The organism is Celeribacter arenosi, assembly GCF_039539485.1.
GTDB classification, from domain to species: domain Bacteria; phylum Pseudomonadota; class Alphaproteobacteria; order Rhodobacterales; family Rhodobacteraceae; genus Celeribacter; species Celeribacter arenosi.
The window spans coordinates 1,498,914-1,516,162 of the sequence record NZ_BAABDF010000007.1; the positions used below are offsets into that span (position 1 = coordinate 1,498,914).

Annotated in this window: 15 protein-coding genes; 5 read left to right on the forward strand and 10 right to left on the reverse strand. The window is 59.6% G+C overall.

Translation table 11 applies throughout. From position 1 onward, the window contains the following. Window positions 1-10 precede the first annotated feature (10 nt). From ABD815_RS14990 to ABD815_RS15035, 10 genes are all read right to left on the reverse strand, one after another. A complete protein-coding gene (locus ABD815_RS14990) occupies window positions 11-1,009 on the reverse strand; it encodes a molybdopterin-binding protein (RefSeq protein ID WP_344848539.1) in 999 nt (332 codons plus the stop codon). Then, window positions 1,006-1,986 (reverse strand): XdhC family protein, encoded by a 981-nt coding sequence (locus tag ABD815_RS14995; protein WP_344848542.1) that lies wholly within the window; start codon window positions 1,984-1,986, stop codon window positions 1,006-1,008. The genes ABD815_RS14990 and ABD815_RS14995 overlap by 4 nt, the downstream gene beginning before the upstream one ends. 555 nt (window positions 1,987-2,541) lie before the next feature. Then, the gene (locus tag ABD815_RS15000) at window positions 2,542-4,605 is read right to left on the reverse strand and encodes a 3-hydroxyacyl-CoA dehydrogenase NAD-binding domain-containing protein (RefSeq protein ID WP_344848544.1); all 2,064 of its coding nucleotides are present in this window, start codon (window positions 4,603-4,605) and stop codon (window positions 2,542-2,544) included. Window positions 4,606-4,702: 97 nt separating this feature from the next. Then, a complete protein-coding gene (locus ABD815_RS15005; protein ID WP_344848547.1) occupies window positions 4,703-4,885 on the reverse strand; it encodes a hypothetical protein in 183 nt (60 codons plus the stop codon). A gap of 24 nt (window positions 4,886-4,909) precedes the next feature. After that, window positions 4,910-5,248: a TraR/DksA family transcriptional regulator gene (locus ABD815_RS15010; protein WP_344848549.1), complete on the reverse strand. Its 339-nt coding sequence runs from the start codon at window positions 5,246-5,248 to the stop codon at window positions 4,910-4,912. 99 nt (window positions 5,249-5,347) lie between these two features. After that, the gene (locus ABD815_RS15015) at window positions 5,348-6,553 is read right to left on the reverse strand and encodes a FliM/FliN family flagellar motor switch protein (protein ID WP_344848551.1); all 1,206 of its coding nucleotides are present in this window, start codon (window positions 6,551-6,553) and stop codon (window positions 5,348-5,350) included. Window positions 6,554-6,646: 93 nt separating this feature from the next. Continuing rightward, window positions 6,647-9,355, reverse strand: a complete 2,709-nt coding sequence (locus ABD815_RS15020; protein ID WP_344848553.1) for an ATP-binding protein — start codon at window positions 9,353-9,355, stop codon at window positions 6,647-6,649. A gap of 2 nt (window positions 9,356-9,357) precedes the next feature. Further along, a complete protein-coding gene (locus tag ABD815_RS15025; RefSeq protein WP_344848556.1) occupies window positions 9,358-9,648 on the reverse strand; it encodes a hypothetical protein in 291 nt (96 codons plus the stop codon). Continuing rightward, entirely contained in the window at window positions 9,641-10,054 is a 414-nt protein-coding gene (locus tag ABD815_RS15030) for a response regulator transcription factor (RefSeq protein ID WP_344848558.1), read from the reverse strand. Before ABD815_RS15030 ends, ABD815_RS15025 begins: the two co-directional genes overlap by 8 nt. Window positions 10,055-10,137: 83 nt before the next feature. Continuing rightward, window positions 10,138-11,442: a short-chain fatty acyl-CoA regulator family protein gene (locus ABD815_RS15035; RefSeq protein ID WP_344848561.1), complete on the reverse strand. Its 1,305-nt coding sequence runs from the start codon at window positions 11,440-11,442 to the stop codon at window positions 10,138-10,140. 294 nt (window positions 11,443-11,736) lie between these two features. Here ABD815_RS15035 and ABD815_RS15040 point away from each other — a divergent pair, with 294 nt between their 5' ends. The 5 genes from ABD815_RS15040 to ABD815_RS15060 all read left to right on the forward strand — a co-directional run bounded on the left by ABD815_RS15040 (window position 11,737) and on the right by ABD815_RS15060 (window position 17,062). Continuing rightward, a complete protein-coding gene (locus tag ABD815_RS15040; RefSeq protein ID WP_344848564.1) occupies window positions 11,737-13,080 on the forward strand; it encodes a substrate-binding protein in 1,344 nt (447 codons plus the stop codon). Between the two features lie 185 nt (window positions 13,081-13,265). Next, window positions 13,266-14,297, forward strand: a complete 1,032-nt coding sequence (locus ABD815_RS15045; protein WP_344848567.1) for a branched-chain amino acid ABC transporter permease — start codon at window positions 13,266-13,268, stop codon at window positions 14,295-14,297. A 3-nt stretch (window positions 14,298-14,300) separates the two neighbouring features. Then, the gene (locus ABD815_RS15050) at window positions 14,301-15,524 is read left to right on the forward strand and encodes a branched-chain amino acid ABC transporter permease (protein WP_344848570.1); all 1,224 of its coding nucleotides are present in this window, start codon (window positions 14,301-14,303) and stop codon (window positions 15,522-15,524) included. A 12-nt stretch (window positions 15,525-15,536) separates the two neighbouring features. Next, window positions 15,537-16,298, forward strand: a complete 762-nt coding sequence (locus ABD815_RS15055; protein WP_344848572.1) for an ABC transporter ATP-binding protein — start codon at window positions 15,537-15,539, stop codon at window positions 16,296-16,298. Window positions 16,299-16,309: 11 nt separating this feature from the next. After that, window positions 16,310-17,062, forward strand: a complete 753-nt coding sequence (locus ABD815_RS15060) for an ABC transporter ATP-binding protein (RefSeq protein WP_344848575.1) — start codon at window positions 16,310-16,312, stop codon at window positions 17,060-17,062. Window positions 17,063-17,249 lie beyond the last annotated feature (187 nt).

Consider the following 17,249-nt stretch of genomic DNA (forward strand, 5'->3'; position numbering starts at 1 on the left):
CTTTTGAACCTTAGTCGATGCGACGCGGCGCACCACGCGCAACGACGTCTTTCAACAGGCCTCCGACACCCATCATCGCGATATCACGATCCGTAATCGGCACGCCACACACCAGACGCTCCAAAACCCAATCCGCCCCGTTCAGGGCAGGAGAGCGCGCGCATCCTGGCAAACCGATGACAGGCGCCGCCCCCATATGCCCCGCAAACAACAAATTTCCCGGGTCAACCGGAATACCAAAACGCGTCACCTCACCGCCTGCCATCTCCAACGCCCGCGGCGCGGTATCCGCGCGATCAACCGTCGCGGATGCGGTCAGAATGAGGATGATATCACCCTGCGCCGCGACCAGCGCCTCGGCCAGCGCCTCTGCATCATGCGGCACGAGTTCGGTTTGGATAAGATCCATTCCGAGCCGCGCAAGCCTCTCCCGCGTCGCCGCCTCGCCTTTATTGCCGCGCACATCGCCATCAATAACCGTTTCAAACAGGCTCGCCGTGCGCACCTTCACACCGCGCACACGCAGGCTACCGCGTGCGATTTCACAGGCATGCGACAGAATACTGCGGGTGACCGCAAATGGGATAATTTTGATCGTGGCGGCAAGATCACCCGCCATAACACGTTGATATTGAGGCAGAGTCGCGACCGTCACGCTCTCATCCAGAGCGTTGAGCTCGGTCAGGGCAGCCGCATCCAACCCCACAATACCAGGTGCCGTCGCCACGAGGTTCACACGCCCCGAATGCGCGCGGGTCAATTTCAGGTTCGCATCCTTGGGCGCGGGAACGATCGCGCGGGCCACCGCCTCGGCGGCCTGATCTTCGCCCACATCCATCGGCTCCAATTCGGCCACAGTCACATGCAGTATTCCCGCCCTCTGCAACGCATCGATCTGCTCCACGTCGATCAACGTGCCTTTTCCAATTCGCCCGCCGTCAGGCAGACGCACAGAATGGCCAAGGATCGTTCCGATAGATGCGCCAACCGCGCGCTCTGAGAAAATCATTCCGCTGCACCGCGCATGACCGCAATCACCTCTGCGAGGATCGATACCGCAATCTCGCCGGGAGAGCGGGCCTTGATATCCAATCCCACTGGCGCATGTAGCCGCGCGATCTGCGCCTGCGTGAGACCGGCCTTTGACAACCGCTCAACGCGTTTCGCATGGGTGCGCATGGATCCGAGCGATCCCACATAAAAGGCCGAAGAGGTCAGCGCGACCATCAACGCCGGATCGTCGAGCTTTGGATCATGGGTCAAGGTGACAACAGCCGTGCGTGCATCCAGAGCGAGCGCGTTCAGGGCCTCATCAGGCCACGCGTCGCTAATCGCCTCATCGGGAAAACGGCTCCGGGACGCAAAGGCATCGCGCGGGTCGATCAATGTGACATCGAACCCTGCGCCACGGGCCATCGGCAGCAGGTTTTGCGCGATGTGAACCGCACCGACGACAACCAAACGCGGCGGCGGATTATGCACGGCGACAAAGGTCTCACCGTCGTCCTCAAACCCCGATTGATCGCGCAAAAAGCGGTCGGGAAATGCGTCCCGCCCTGCCACATGGCCCTCCCCCGACGCAGTATTGACCACATAGGCCACGGGGCGGCGCACAGCCTGCGCTGACACAATCGCTCCAAGAATTTCCTCAGAAAGGACCGACCCGACGGGTTCGAGAAACACACGGATCGTGCCGCCGCAGGCCAGACCGACGGCAAAGGCGTCTTCGTCAGAAACCCCGAATTCGAGCATCTTGGCAGACGGATTTTCCAACAGCTCCAACGCCTCGACGACAACCGCGCCTTCGACGCATCCACCTGACACAGACCCCGCGATTTCGCCCGCGCCGGACACGGCCAACTGACTGCCCACAGGTCGCGGCGCACTGCCCCATGTCTGGACAACAGTTGCCAACACCGCTCCGCGCCCCTCGCGGTGCCATTTCAGGGCAATTTCGCCAATCGCATCGGGATCAAACTGCACCATAGGCTCCTGCTCTTCTTCGGCCCCAGTTTAGCGTGGCGCGGTGCCGTGTCCATCGCACCAATGCGCAAACCCGCGGTCGCAAAAAGGCAATGTGTCGGGAAAGGAGCGCCCGCCCTTTCTGTATGTGCACCCAACGGGCGAAGCGTAAGATCACTGCGTCAGCTTCTGTTCAACACGCAAAAGGGGCATCGGAACCAACCGACACCTTGAACAGTCTCTCATCCCTTGGAACGCCTGGTTCCCAAGATGGCACGCAGTACTCCCAAAAAGAAAAATGGCGTCGAGGGAGAAACGCAAATCCCACGACGCCAGTCTGGTATTCTACCCACGCACAAAGGGCAGGATACGGCGCGGACGATCGGAAGGGTGCCCGCGGGAGGATTGCAACGATGCTGGCCTGACTGCTGACACGGACCGCTGCACTCAATAACTGGAATAGCCCGCGGGGAGCGGTGATTCCTTGATCTCGATCAAGGGGTTGAAAGGAATTAGTCCGCTCAGCGAAAGAGTGGTGTTCTCGCGGCCCAAAATGACCTCAAGAATGCGACACAACCATCAGATATCGTTCAGGTCCGAGAACTTGGCACCGTTCTTGATCAACTCGCGCCACAATGGCGCGGGCGTCCAGATTTCGGGGGCCATATCCGCAAAGCCGCGCAGTTTACGCTCAGCCGTCGCCAACCCCATGAGATCGGCCACTTCCATCGGCCCACCCAACCAGCGCGGAAACGCCTTGGCCATTAACATCGCCACGTCGATCTCGGCGGGTCGGTCAACAACGCCCTCGCTCAACAGCTGCGCACCCGTGTTGGCCATAGCCAATAGCAACCGGTCCTGAATATCCTCCTGCGATAGCCGGTGTTCGGGGATTTCTGCGCTCTCACGCAATTGCGCAATCAAGGCAACCGCCGCGTCATCGTCCTGCCCGGGCAATCGGGCGTCGCCATCGTCGCTATAGTCAAAGAACCCCGCCCGCGCCGCACGTCCCGTCCGCCCCGCCTCTGCGAGATAGTTCGCAACCGCCCCGCCCACATAGGACAGCCCGAGCATATCAACGGCTGCACAGGGCCCGATGGGAAACCCCAAGGCCCGCATCGCACGATCAACGTCCAAAGGCCGCGCACCGAGCAGCAAGGTCACATCCATTGCCGCCCAGACGGCACGTTCGATCCGGTTGGCCACGAGGCCTTCACTAGGCGCTGTGACCACGGGCAGTTTGCCGAGTTGACGGGCAAATTCATGCGCCGTTGCAAACGCCTCCGCCGAGGTATTTTGGTGATGGACCAGTTCGAGCGCCCGCAACGCCTGAACCGGCGCAAAGAAATGCAGACCGACGAAACGCGACGGGTGCGCCAAACCTTTGATCAGCGTGTCAAAACCGCCATCAGTAACCGTGGCGAGGACGGTTTCATCCTCGATCCGCTTTTCAATCGTGGCGAGGAGTTGCGCCCGCTGATCCGTTGGAAGAGCCGTGGCCTCGATAACCACCTGCGCGGTATTGAAATCTTCCAATCCCGGTTCGGCAAAAAACGACGCAATGCGCGCAGCATGCACCTTTGGCGTGATCTGGCCGCGCTCTTCGGCGCGTGCATAGGCGTCAACCACCTGCGCCTTGATTTTCCGCGTGCGCTCGGCATCTGCAGCCGCCAGACGGACCTGTAGCCCATTGTCCAACGCCGCGAGCGTGATCCCCAAAGCCACGGGGGTCGCCCCTATAATCCCGACCCGGTCCACCACAACCGCTAGCGAAGGATCGAGTCCCTCCGGCGATAGGGTCATTCGCTCGGCTGCGAGCGCATATTTGAGCGCCTTGGTTTTACTGCTATCGCGGCATTGCGCACGGGCGAGCGTTTCGCGCGCTACCCCCGCCTCGAACGGCATCAACAGTGCAGCTTCAACGCATTCGACAATTTGGACGAAGGTTTCCCGTTGATGGATCGGGGCTCCGGCGCGCCGCTTTGCGGTTTCTTTCAGATACCCGGCGCCATCCGTTAAACCAGTGGAAATCTCGCTGGTCCGGCGCGGCGCACCACCTTTTGCGATCAGGGCCAAGGCCGCCGCAATCGCCGCCTCGCCAGCGCGTGATTTAGCAACCGCATCCACCAATCCGATCTTTTTGGCCGTTGCGGCGTCAATCGGACGCCCGACAAAGAGTAGATCGAGCGCAGCTGCCGCCCCCACGAGACGCGGCAATCGCTGCGTTGTCGCGCAGCCTGCAACCATGCCGATGGTGATATCGGGTGCCCCGATCTGCGCGCCGGCCGACATGACACGATGGTGGCACGCAAGAGCGACCCCCAGACCCGCCTCCAATGTGAGGCCGTGCAACGCACACACAACAGGTTTACTGCAGGCCTCGATACGCGCGCATAGCGCGACCAAATCCTCGTCGTCCGCCATGGTGTCAGGCGCGGTCGGATCGCTTCCCGTTGAAAATGAGGCCCCGACACCGCCCAGAACAATCGCCTTGCAGGCCTCGTCCGCTTCCGCCGCCTCTATGGCGGCGCGCAGTGAGTGTCGCATCGCGCGTGACAACACATTGGAAGGCGGATCGGCCATACGAACCACCGTCACCTGCCCTTGCCTTGTAACTTCGACCTGCCCTGCCGCGCTCATCATCTATTCCGCGCTTGTTCATTTGTTGCGCCATAATGGCGTCGGCACCGCCGGGAAATCAAGCGCCCATTATCACGGGCCCTATCGCGCAACTATGCCGCTAGACTGGCATATTATCCCAAAGGTCGTCGTCGTCCGCATTCTTTGCTTTTGCCGACTGATAGCGGGCGGCGTCTTCGTCGAACGTATTGTGAAGCTTTTTCTTCAACGCCTTGGCCGTCGATTCATTGTCCACCAATTCGTCTACGATGTCGTCGATTTCAGTGTCAGATTTTCGTTTCATGACTTCCTCCAAAAATTTCACAATTTACTTACGTTGGTCTGCGCTCGCGGCCGCACAGGATTTGCACAGCGGCGTGTAGGGCAATACATCCAGGCGGGCGTCGCTGATCTGATCGCCACACTTCTGGCAGATGCCGTAATCCCCCCGATCAAAACGGACCAGCGCGGCTTCGATTTTCGCGATCTCCTGCTGACCCGCCTGCCCCATGCTTTCGAGCATTTCGTCAGACTCACGTTCGGTCGCCAGTTCGGTCCAATCTTTTGACTGATGTGAGTCCAGCTCTTCATCAATTTCCACCAGACGCGCCCGCAATTCGGCAAGGCGTGCCACCAATTGGGAATGCCTATGTGTGTGGTCGGTCATCGCCATCTCCTCGTGATGTCGAACGAGCATCGCGCCCACGCGGGCTGAAGGCCTTGACCCAAGTCAATCGGACAACTTCCCTTAGGTCAAGAAGCCACTTTATTCGATATCGGGAAGATCGCCCATCGGCGGAAAATCACCAATGTCAGGCAAATCGCCCATTGGCGGGAAATCATCGAGAGGTGGGAGGTCGCCCATTGCAGGCAGGTCCCCAATTTCGGGCAATTCCCCGAGCTCATTGGCGTCAGCAGACGGCGCATCGGCCCCGATGCTTGGCAGTTCATCCAACCCAACCATGGCGTCGGCTTCGCCACCTGCGGTCTGCGCCCCGTCCCACGCTGCATCTGGCGTATCCAACTGACCGCGCGCGCCAATCGACGATGGGACGCGCGCATCGGCGTGCAATGCGGACCCCACCAGCGCGGGAGCCTCATCATCATCAGTAGGCGCAGGGCATAGGCGCAGCGCACGATGCCCGTTCATCTGCCCCAAACGCGCGCAGGCGACGACACGATCGTCCGCGAGAACTTCAACGCGACCGAGCGCTGCGGCAGGGAGCCCCAACAGCATCCCCGCCTCTAGTTCCATCACGGCGGTTAGCGGCAATTCAAAGCGATGGAGAACACCGTCAAGACGCGCCGCACTGCCCAGAACCGCCGTTTCAAAAGCCGTCTCCCAGACATCTGATTCACGTGCTTTGGCGTTTTCCTGAGGTGCCTGATACGGAAACACGAGGATCATCTCCCCCTCACGTGCAACGTGGCCGAGCGACAGTGAAACGCGATAGAGCCGATAGGGCACATCTTCAAAAGCCAACCCGATAGAGCGGGCTTCGCTCAATTGGCTCGACACGCTATAGCCCGCGACATCGGGGGGATTTTCCGCCTCTGTGAGGCAGTCTGCAAAAAGTTCGAGTATCTGTTGCGTGATGTCCGTGCACATCATGGCATCGGTAGCGGTAGGTTCACGTACCTCCGGCGCACGTTTGAGGACATCACCTGTGGTTTGCTGTTCGACCATTGCCGCCACCGCAAAGGGATCGAATGCGGCCAGACCGGTCGCCCCGCCCGGCCCCTCCAATAGGAACAAAAGTCCACTTTCGGGCATTTGACCCGCCAATCGCGAAATCGCGCTACGGTCCTCGGCCACGCCGGTGACCTGCGCGATGAGGCCGATTGTGTCCTCGGCCGCACGCGCAACCGCCAAACGCAGCGCTTTGGGCGCAGACATCGGCTGCACCTCTGGCGGGGCGCGACCGACCCCTGCCTTGCGTCTGAGCGCTGTAATGACGGCTTCGTCGGACATGCCTGTCGTCCTATTGGTCTCTTATGGCGGATCGATTGACCTGATCCTGCCCCGTGTAGGTAAATAAACCCTTTAGAAAGAAGGATTTCGAACCTACTTCGTGCGCGTGCGCAGACGTTTACGCGGCATGTCGATACGGAAAGCCGTCCCGCCCTGTCCGGGGAGATAGGAAATCGACCCCGAAAGGTTGGTCATGATCTCGCGGCAAATCGCGAGGCCCAAGCCCGCGCCACCCGCCTTGGCGTGGTCCGTCAGGCGCGAAAATTTTTCGAAAATCATCGCCTGTTTGTCGCGCGGGATGCCTGCACCGTTGTCGATGAAATCAATCTGGACCGCGTCATTGCCCAAACGCCGCGCGGTGATGGTCAAAACCGGCGCCTCGGCGTCACAGTATTTGCGCGCATTTGCGATCAGGTTGATGAACACCTGCGCCAATCGATCCGCATCTGTTTCAATGGCAATATGTTCTCCCACCTCGTTGCGACGAATGGTCAGCATCGGCGCATCGCCGGCCTGCCCCGCCGCCTGCACTGCGCGACCGATCACCGTGTTGAGGTTCGTGCGGGTCCAGTTGAGAGACACCTGACCATTTTCGAGCACCGAAAGGTCGAGCAAATCATCCAGCAAACGGGTGAGACGGCGTGCCTCGTCGTGAATAATACCGGAGAAATGTTCGAGACTTTGCGCATCCATGTCGCCCGATGCACCGCCATCGCGCAGGATTTCCGAAAATGCACGGATCGACGTCATTGGCGTGCGCAATTCGTGGCTGATCTGGCTAAGGAACGCATCCTTCTGGATAGATAGAGCGGTGAGTTTCTCATTCGCCTCGCGCAATTGCCGCGCTGCGCGGGCCAGTTCTTCGGACTTGGTTTCAAGCTGGCTTGAGTATTCCATGATCTGTGCGGTTTCATCGGCCACCGCCATGAGGTCCTGCACCGAAACCGTCGCCCCGCCGACCAACTGCCCCAGCATCGCATGCGCCGTCGCCGCCCCGACCGAACCGGCCATCTCGCGCTCTAACCGTTCGAGGAATTGCGGGGTCGTATCGGGAAGATATCCACCCTTTCCCTGCTCTGCGGCCGAGAGTTGGAACAGCCGCTGTGCCTCCGTGGGGCCCAAAATGCGCTGCGCCATCATCAACAGGTCCTCGGCCTCCGCCGTCCCCTGCGACCAGCCGCGCGTGGTGCCGGTGTGCTCAAATACGTTCACAAACTGCGCGCCCTGAAGCCGTTCGACCGGATTTGGAAAAGACAGCAAAGACCCGACCGTGAAGACCAGAGTGTTAAGCGCCAGCGACCAGCACACGGCATGCACCACCGGATCGACCCCCTCGACGCCGAACAGCGCCTGCGCCCTCAGCCATCCGAAGCCAAATGGCCCTTCGGCGAGAAACGTTTGGGTAAACCCCGCCGCTTCGCCAAAGGAGGGCAGGAACATCGCATAGGCCCAGATCGCAAACCCTGTGAGCACGCCGCCGATCGCCCCGATCCGGGTTGCCCCGCGCCAGAAAATCCCACCGATCATCGCCGGCAAAACCTGTGCCACACCGGTGAAGGAGATGGTGCCGATCGACGCCAATGCCTCTGACCCGCCCGAGAGTCGGAAGTAGAAATACCCCAACGATAAAACGCCGAAAATCGACAACCGGCGGGCCAGGAGCACGACTGAGCGCACATCACCCGACACGGTCGCGCCGTCTTTGCGCGACGACAGCCAGATCGGCATGACCACGTGGTTGGAAACCATGGTCGACAGCGCGATTGCGGCCACGATCACCATCGAGGTAGCCGACGAAAACCCGCCCAGAAACGATAGCGTCGCGAGAGTGTGCTGCTCGAACGCCAATGGTAGGGTCAGCACGAACATATCCGGGTTCGATCCCGCAGGCAGAAAATCGAGCCCCGCCACCGCGATAGGTATGACGAAGAGCGACATGCCGAAGAGATAGAGAGGAAAGGCCCAACCAGCCGTGAAAAGGTGCCGCTCTTCCGCGTTTTCGACCACGAGAACCTGAAACATCCGCGGCAGCGTCAGGAAGGCTGCAGCGGACAGGAACGTAATGGCCACCCAGCGCGTGCCGATAATGTCCTGCTGTGCAATTGGCGAGGCGTCGATGCGCTCCAACATGCCCTCAAGACCATCGGAAACGCCCCAGACCACAAACACGCCGACCGACACCAGCGCCACGATTTTGACCACCGCTTCGAGCGCGATGGCGGTCACGACGCCGTGGTGGCGTTCGTTTGCATCCAGATTTCGGGTCCCGAAAAGAACCGTAAACAGCGCCAGACCACCCGCAACCCAAAGCGCGGTGCGATTGAGGTCGGTGATCACGAGGCCCGATGGGTCGTTGAGGCCAAAAACCGCGAAGGATAAAGCGACCGACTGCAGTTGCAGCGCGATATAGGGCGTGGTGCCGATCACCGCGAGCAGCGTGACCAGAACGCCCAAGGTCGTCGATTTGCCATAGCGCGACGAGATCAGATCAGCGACCGATGTGATCCTCTGCGTCCGTCCGATGCGCACCAGTTTGCGCAAAACCCACCACCACCCGATGACCACCAAAGTTGGTCCCAGATAGATCGTCACGAACTCAAGACCCGATCGCGCGGCATACCCGACAGCGCCGTAAAACGTCCACGCCGTGCAATAGATCGAAAGGGAAAGCGTGTAGATAACCGGCGAACGCAGCCACCCGAGCCGCCCCCGCTCCGCGCGCTTCTCCGCCCAAAACGCCACCAGAAACAGGAAAGACGCATAGATCAGACAGACCAGAACCAGCACGTTGAAGGACAGCATATCTAGGTCCTCCCGTCGTCGCGGGTTTCCTCGCCGTCCACATCGTGTTCGCCGACGACCAAGGCGCGCGAAATGATGATTGCCGCGATGATACCCAGTCCCCAGATCGCAAACACATGAATGACTGCGCGGCTACCTTCGCCCGTTGGGTTTTCCGTTCCCGGCCCGCCCCACAGCAACGGTAGCAGCCAGAGAACCCCCATCAACACCGGCAACAACCGCAAAGCATCCGTCAACCGGCGCCGCCTGTAGGAGCGGCGCGCAAGATAGAGCGGCGCGCGGCGCTCAGCCATCGCTGTCGCCGGACGCGTCATGCGCATCGTTCACATCGGGTGCACCGGCAAGTGCGCGAACGGCTTCCAGAATTTCCGAATTGGAGAACGGTTTGGTCATGAACAGCGACACCCCTGCCGCCTCTGCCATGTCGCGGTCTTTCTTTTGACCGCGCGCCGTCAGCATCAGAACCGGTCGTTTGGCGTGCGCTGGATCGGCGCGCAATTCGCGCAGGATGTCGAAGCCCGACTTGCCCGGCAACATCACGTCCAGAATAACGACTTCCGGCATTTTCGCCCCGACCGCGGCAACCGCGCTCGCCCCATCGGCGTGCGTATCCACAATCCACCCGTCACGTGACAGGATGAACCGGATCGCCTCGATGATATTGGGCTCGTCTTCGATCAGCAGGACCCGTTTGGCCATTGCCGCCCCCTCACTCCCTGAATTCAAGGTTTATCGCGCAGGCACTCGTCAGTGTCAAAGTATCGTCACCAATCCGGCCCCCATTAAATGTCACTCTCTAATTCCGGTGTAGCCATAATCAACGATGGCTCGCGGCGCGCAGCGCAATTGAGGCGCGGACACACCCGACAGGAGGTCCCCACTTCAATGGTGGCATCATCGGCCCCCTGATAGGGTGTGATCAACATGGTCGCCTCGACCACTTCGGGCATATCGAACCGCGCTGGCACCCGCGGCTGGCAAATTGCATAGGCGAGATATCTGCGCGCCGGCAGCCCCGGCAGCACAATGACACGGCGGACCGGCTGCATGGGTCGCAAAAGCGCCTGATAGAGTGGCCAAAGCGGACAGGCCGCCCCGAACCGTGGCGGCGCAAACCCTTCGATCATCTTGCGAAAAGACAGCGTGCCGGACCCGTCGCAAATGACGATCCCCACCGGCGCGCGGCCCTCCGCATCCGGCAACACCGCCAGACGACGCATCGCCGCCGCGAGGTCACTTCCGCTCGCGTCGGCCAAGGCGGCCGGATTGATCCCGTGTGCTGTGATGACGTCTTCGACCATCGCATCCGGCATGGCCAGCGCATCATCTGTCAGACGCGATAACCAAGCCTGCGCCATTTTTCGCGCGGCGGGGGTGCTTAGCCCGGCCAACCTGTCTTCATCCTCGGATACCGGCCCACTCGCGCGCCCCTGCGTATCCAGCCAGGCCTCGAATTCTTCGAACGGGGCCCCACCCGCCTCATCGCCACTGCGCCCGACGGTGTCGAGGTACGTCACCAATGCCTGACTGCCCGAGGCGAGACGTTGGCTGTCTTCATAGAGGTTGCGATGAAAGCGGACCTGCCATTCGGGATCGATCTCGCCGCCGGTATTCAAAATTCCCGCTGTGGACCGGATTGCGGTCACCGTCGACAACACTTCATGCAAGGCATCCGACAGAAACGGGTCATGGGCCAAACGATCCGAGAGCGCTGCAATGCGCCGCTCCAACCCTTCGATGCGGTCCCTTTGGGACACCACCAACGCGGCCCACCCCGCAAAACGTCCGGCGAACTCTTCGACCCGATCTGTTTCGGGCGCAATGGATCCTTGTGTCTGGGAACTGGCCGCATCTTGCAGCCCTTCGATGAGGGGGGCCTGCGCGCCCTCGGTCAGCTGCGTGACCTCGACGGACAACTCGCGGGCCAGATCGACGAGAAGTTTGCCGCCGATTCTGCGCCGGTTATGTTCGATAAGATTGAGATAAGCGGGCGAAATCCCCACGTTACGGGCGAGTTCGGCCTGCTTTACTCCCGCCAAAGTACGCCTTTCGCGAATGCGGGTTCCGGTAAGCGACGTTCGGGGCATGACCATCCTCAATCGAGAGCGCAATTTTATTTCGCCTTTTCAGCGCCTTTCTGCAGCCGCATTCACAAATGCTGCAGGTGCGCGAAAAATCTTTTACAATGTATACACTCGAGTTGTGTATTTGTTAACAAAAAAACCGTTTACCAAAAGGCACTTGTTGATGCGGTTTACTTACGCGCTCAATAATCAACGCATCCTGTTAACGTCGAAACGAATATGGCGGCAGGGGACGCTGATGTGGGTTTCGGGAGGAAAAACGCGTCATCGGTCAGAAAAACCTTAGGGAGGATACATATGTCCAAATCCATTCTCACGCGTCGTGGCGTGCTGAAGTCCGGGGCCGTTGCTGGCGCCGGTCTTGCGCTGCCGACGATCTTTACATCCGGCGCTTCCGCTTTCACCAACGATCCGACGGGCGGCACAGTAACGCTCGGCTTCAACGTGCCCCAGTCGGGTGCGTATGCGGACGAAGGTGCAGACGAACTGCGCGCCTACCAGCTTGCGGTTGAGCACCTCAACGGCGAAGGCGACGGCGGCATGCTCTCTACCTTCTCTTCCAAGGTTCTCGAAGGTAACGGCATTCTGGGCAAAAAGGTCCAATACGTCACCGGCGACACCCAGACCAAATCCGACGCGGCGCGCGCTTCTGCGAAGTCGATGATCGAAAAAGACGGCGCAATCATGATCACCGGCGGTTCGTCCTCTGGTGTTGCGATCGCTGTTCAGGGTCTGTGTCAGGAAGCTGGCGTCATCTTCATGGCGGGTCTCACCCACTCCAACGACACCACAGGTAAAGACAAGAAGGCGAACGGTTTCCGTCACTTCTTTAACGCCTACATGTCCGCGGCGGCTCTCGCACCGGTGCTCAAAAACCTCTACGGCACCGATCGCAAGGCCTACCACCTCACGGCTGACTACTCCTGGGGCTGGACGCAGGAAGAATCCATTGCGGCGGCAACCGAAGCTATGGGTTGGGAAACCGTCAACAAGGTCCGCACGCCGCTTGGCGCGGGTGACTTCTCGTCCTACATCACGCCGGTCCTTCAGACAGACGCCGACGTTCTCGTGCTGAACCACTACGGCGGAGACATGGTGAACTCGCTCACCAACGCTGTTCAGTTCGGTCTGCGCGACAAGATGGTGAACGGCAAGAACTTCGAAATCGTTGTTCCGCTCTTCTCCCGTCTGATGGCACGCGGTGCTGGCGAGAACATCAAGGGTATCCTTGGTTCCACCAACTGGCATTGGTCCCTGCAGGATGAAGGCTCCAAAGCTTTCGTGAAATCCTTCGGCACCAAATACGGCTTCCCGCCGTCGCAGGCTGCACACACGGTTTACTGTCAGACCCTGCTCTATGCAGACGCAGTAGCACGTGCAGGTTCGTTCAACCCATGTGCCGTTGTCGAAGCTCTCGAAGGCTTCGAATTCGACGGTCTGGGCAACGGTCCGACCCTCTATCGTGCAGAAGACCACCAGTGCTTCAAAGACGTTCTCGTTGTGCGCGGTAAAGAAAACCCGACATCCGAGTTCGACCTTCTCGAAGTTGTGGAAGTCACACCTGCCGCTCAGGTCACATACGATCCAGAGCACCCAATGTTTGCCGGTGGCGCATTGGGCGCGTGTAACCCGGGCGCATAAGCAACCGGATAGCACGACGCGCGCCCCGGTTTCGGATGAGGGTCCGGGGCGCGCACTCTCTACAGGTACACACCGTCAGCCGGATCCGCCCGCGGGCGATTTCGGCATCCCACTGAACCGGTCCAAATGGATGCGGGCGGGCTGACGTTTGGCCTCAACAATAACTCCAATGCTTAGGTGGGGACATGGAGACGATCTTTCTTCAATTGCTCAACGGGCTCGACAAGGGGTCGGCCTATGCGCTGATCGCCCTCGGGCTTACGCTCATTTTCGGCACGCTGGGTGTGGTGAACTTCGCGCATGGTGCGATTTTCATGATCGGCGCCTTTTGCGCCGTCACGCTGTCGCGCATTTTCAAACTTTCCTATGAAACAGTCGATCCGACCAAAACCGACTTCCTCGGCAACCCCGCCGTGGTCAAAACGCCCTATGTGGAATCCTGGTTTGGTCCCGAGATCGGCAACTGGATGATCGACTGGTCGGTTCCGCTGGCCATCGTGTTCTCCATTCCGATCATGATTGCTGTCGGCTTTGCCATGGAACGCGGTCTGATCAAGCATTTCTACAAGCGTCCCCACGCCGACCAGATCCTCGTGACCTTCGGTCTGGCCATCGTGCTTCAGGAAGTCATCAAATATTTCTACGGTGCAAACCCGATCTCCACCCCTGCCCCGGACGCCTTCAAAGGTTCGTTCGACTTTGGCGCCGCATTCGGATTTGATCCAAACGTCATCATCTACCCCTACTGGCGGCTGATCTATTTCCTCTTTGCAGCTCTGGTGATCGGTGGTGTGTTCTCCTTCCTGCGCTTCACCACCTTCGGGATGGTCGTGCGCGCCGGTATGGCAGACCGCGAAACCGTCGGCCTTCTTGGCATCAACATCGACCGCCGCTTTACCATCATGTTCGGCCTCGCAGCCGCCGTGGCTGGCATGGCGGGCGTGATGTACGCCCCGATCCTGAGCCCGAACTATCACATGGGGATGGACTTCCTCGTGCTGTGCTTCGTTGTGGTTGTTGTCGGTGGCATGGGCTCCCTGCCCGGTGCTGTCGCCGCGGGTTTCCTGCTCGGCATCCTCGAAAGCTTCGCGTCGATGAACGAGGTGAAATCCATCTTCCCCGGCATCGACCAGATCATCATCTACCTTGTCGCGATCATCATCCTGCTGACCCGTCCGCGCGGTCTGTTGGGCAAAAAAGGCGTCATGGAGGACTAAAAAATGCTCGGACTAAACAAAAAAGATACCTCCTTCCTGCTCATCGTCATCGCCCTCACTGCGCTGACACCGTTTTTGATGCAGCCCTTCCCCGAAGGCTCCGCCATGGCGCAGTTCAACGGCGGATACCCTGACCTGATGCAGAAAGTCGTCATCTTCGGCATCTTCGCCGTCGGCTTTAACATCCTCTTCGGCCTGACCGGATACCTCTCCTTTGGTCACGCCGCCTTCCTCGGTATAGGGTCTTATGCTGCGGTGTGGATGTTCAAACTGCTCACCATGAACGTCATTCCCGCGATCCTGCTCTCGATCGTCGTGGCAGGCGTCTTCGCGGCGCTGATCGGATATGTGTCCCTGCGCCGCTCGGGCATCTACTTCTCGATCCTGACGCTCGCGTTTGCACAGATGTCCTACAAAATGGCCTACTCGGTGCTCACGCCGATCACCAATGGTGAAACCGGTCTCCAACTCGCCCTGAACGACCCACGGGTTCTGGATGGGGCGACGGCAGGCGGCTCCCTGCCCGTCACCAATCTCTTTGGCCTGCCCATGAATGCCTCCACAAAGCTGGAAATCGGCAGCCATGTGTTCACCTTCAACACCGGCTTCTACTTCTGCGCAATCGTTGGCATCATCGCCTTCTACTTCGCGATCCGGATTTTCCGCTCGCCCTTCGGCATGATGCTGCGCGCGGTGAAATCGAACCAGCAGCGTATGACCTATACCGGTCTTGATCCGAAACCCTACACGCTCGCAGCCTTCGTGATCTCGGGTATGTATGCCGGTCTGGCCGGTGGTCTTCTGGCCGCCATGGACCCTCTCGCAGGAGCTGACCGGATGCTCTGGACTGCCTCTGGCGAGGTTGTCATCATGACCATCCTCGGTGGTGCAGGCACACTCATGGGTCCGGTTCTGGGCGCAGGTGTGATCAAATACCTCGAAAACATCTTCTCGAAAATCAACGAAAGCGTGCTGCACCAGTGGTTCTCCTTCCTGCCAAACGGGCTCGAAGAACTTGTCATCTGGATCCTTGCACGCTTCACCGGCGAAGGCTGGCACCTCACACTCGGTGTTACGTTCATGCTGGTGGTGACATTCATTCCCGGTGGCCTCATCGAAGGCTTCAGACGGATCCATGCGTGGTCAAAGCGCAAAGGGAAAAAAGGGGACAAATATGACAACCCCGATCCTTCCCATTCACCAGAACCGTCGAAACACGTCGTCTAAGGAGATCAACCCATGGGAATTCTTGAAGTAAAAGGCGTGGGAAAGCGGTTCGGGGGCCTTCAGGCACTCGGCGACGTGAACCTCTCGGTGCAGGAAAACTCTGTACACGCCATCATCGGCCCGAACGGGGCCGGCAAATCGACGCTGCTCAACTGCCTCGTCGGCAAACTCATCCCCGACACCGGTTCCGTCATGTTCGACGGCAACTCGGTGCTCGGGCGCAAACCGCACGAAATCAACCAGATGGGGATTTCGCGCGTGTTCCAGACACCGGAAATTTTCGGTGATCTGACAGTCATCGAAAACATGATGATCCCCTGCTTTGCCAAACGCGACGGCGCGTTCCGGATGCATGCGATTGAAAACATGCTGAACGAAAAGGAGCTGTTTGAAAAAGCAGAGGCCATGCTATCGGACGTCAACATGGCCGACAAAAGGGGCATGACCGCCTCGTCCATGTCGCGCGGTGACAAACGACGTCTCGAAATCGCCATGTGCCTCGTGCAGGAGCCAAAACTACTCCTGCTCGACGAACCGACGGCAGGTATGGCGCGCGCTGACACCAATAACACCATTGATCTGCTCAAACAGATCAAGGACGAGCGCGACATTACCATCGCCATCATCGAACACGACATGCATGTGGTCTTCTCGCTTGCCGACCGTATCACCGTGCTCGCCCAAGGCACCCCCCTCGTCGAGGACACGCCAGAAAACATCAAGGGTCATCCGAAGGTCAAAGAGGCCTATCTCGGTGAGACCCAGCAGGTCTGAGGAACAGGGACATGGCAGAGAAACAATTCAATCCAAACGCCAACCACGCGGAAACCGCTCCGGCCTACTTTTCGGCTTGGGATATCCACGCCTATTACGGCGAGAGCTATATCGTTCAGGGCGTGTCTTTCAACATCCACGAAGGCGAAATCCTCGCCCTTCTGGGGCGCAACGGGGCGGGGAAAACCTCGACCCTGCGCGCGCTCGCCCGTCTTGATAGCCCCCAACTCACCCATGGTGAGATCTGGCTCGATCATGACCGGCTGCACGATAAAAAGTCCTACGAAGCGGCGGCGCTCGGTATGGGTCTCGTGCCCGAGGACCGGCGCATCATCTCCGGTCTGACGGTCGAAGAGAACCTGCAACTCGCCCAGATCGCGGAACCCATCGGGTGGTCGCTCGACCGGATTTACGATCTCTTCCCGCGACTGCGCGAACGTCGCAAACAGGAAGGCGTGACCCTATCGGGTGGCGAGCAACAGATGCTCTCGATTGCGCGCGCTCTGGCACGTGACATCAAAGTGCTTCTGCTCGACGAACCCTACGAAGGTCTCGCCCCCGTGATCGTCGACGAAATCGAGAAGACACTGCGCATCATCAAAGAGCAGGGCATCACCACCATTCTCGTGGAACAGAACGCCGTGCGCGCCCTGAATCTCGCGGATCGCGCGGTGATCCTTGACACCGGTCGCGTTGTTTATGACGGCGACGCAAAAGAAGTACTTGAGAACGAAGCGCTTCGCGCCGAATATCTCGCTATCTGACACGAAACGGCCCCTGCCCTCGCGCGCCACGCGCCCGGACCGGGGCCGCCCGCACCTTTACCCGTGCGGGTTTGTCTATTCTCGGGAGGACCAACCATGACAGCAAAAACATATGCCCCCAGTGAGGCGTTCACGTCGCGTGCGCATATTGACCGTTCGGGGTATGATGCGATGTATGCGCGCTCGG

Bases quoted from the DNA above. Each gene is read 5' to 3' on its own strand.
- ABD815_RS14990 (WP_344848539.1), bottom strand. From the start codon at position 1,009: ATGATTTTCTCAGAGCGCGCGGTTGGCGCATCTATCGGAACGATCCTT.
- ABD815_RS14995 (WP_344848542.1), bottom strand. From the start codon at position 1,986: ATGGTGCAGTTTGATCCCGATGCGATTGGCGAAATTGCCCTGAAATGG.
- ABD815_RS15000 (WP_344848544.1), bottom strand. From the start codon at position 4,605: ATGATGAGCGCGGCAGGGCAGGTCGAAGTTACAAGGCAAGGGCAGGTG.
- ABD815_RS15005 (WP_344848547.1), bottom strand. From the start codon at position 4,885: ATGAAACGAAAATCTGACACTGAAATCGACGACATCGTAGACGAATTG.
- ABD815_RS15010 (WP_344848549.1), bottom strand. From the start codon at position 5,248: ATGACCGACCACACACATAGGCATTCCCAATTGGTGGCACGCCTTGCC.
- ABD815_RS15015 (WP_344848551.1), bottom strand. From the start codon at position 6,553: ATGTCCGACGAAGCCGTCATTACAGCGCTCAGACGCAAGGCAGGGGTC.
- ABD815_RS15020 (WP_344848553.1), bottom strand. From the start codon at position 9,355: ATGCTGTCCTTCAACGTGCTGGTTCTGGTCTGTCTGATCTATGCGTCT.
- ABD815_RS15025 (WP_344848556.1), bottom strand. From the start codon at position 9,648: ATGGCTGAGCGCCGCGCGCCGCTCTATCTTGCGCGCCGCTCCTACAGG.
- ABD815_RS15030 (WP_344848558.1), bottom strand. From the start codon at position 10,054: ATGGCCAAACGGGTCCTGCTGATCGAAGACGAGCCCAATATCATCGAG.
- ABD815_RS15035 (WP_344848561.1), bottom strand. From the start codon at position 11,442: ATGCCCCGAACGTCGCTTACCGGAACCCGCATTCGCGAAAGGCGTACT.
- ABD815_RS15040 (WP_344848564.1), top strand. From the start codon at position 11,737: ATGTCCAAATCCATTCTCACGCGTCGTGGCGTGCTGAAGTCCGGGGCC.
- ABD815_RS15045 (WP_344848567.1), top strand. From the start codon at position 13,266: ATGGAGACGATCTTTCTTCAATTGCTCAACGGGCTCGACAAGGGGTCG.
- ABD815_RS15050 (WP_344848570.1), top strand. From the start codon at position 14,301: ATGCTCGGACTAAACAAAAAAGATACCTCCTTCCTGCTCATCGTCATC.
- ABD815_RS15055 (WP_344848572.1), top strand. From the start codon at position 15,537: ATGGGAATTCTTGAAGTAAAAGGCGTGGGAAAGCGGTTCGGGGGCCTT.
- ABD815_RS15060 (WP_344848575.1), top strand. From the start codon at position 16,310: ATGGCAGAGAAACAATTCAATCCAAACGCCAACCACGCGGAAACCGCT.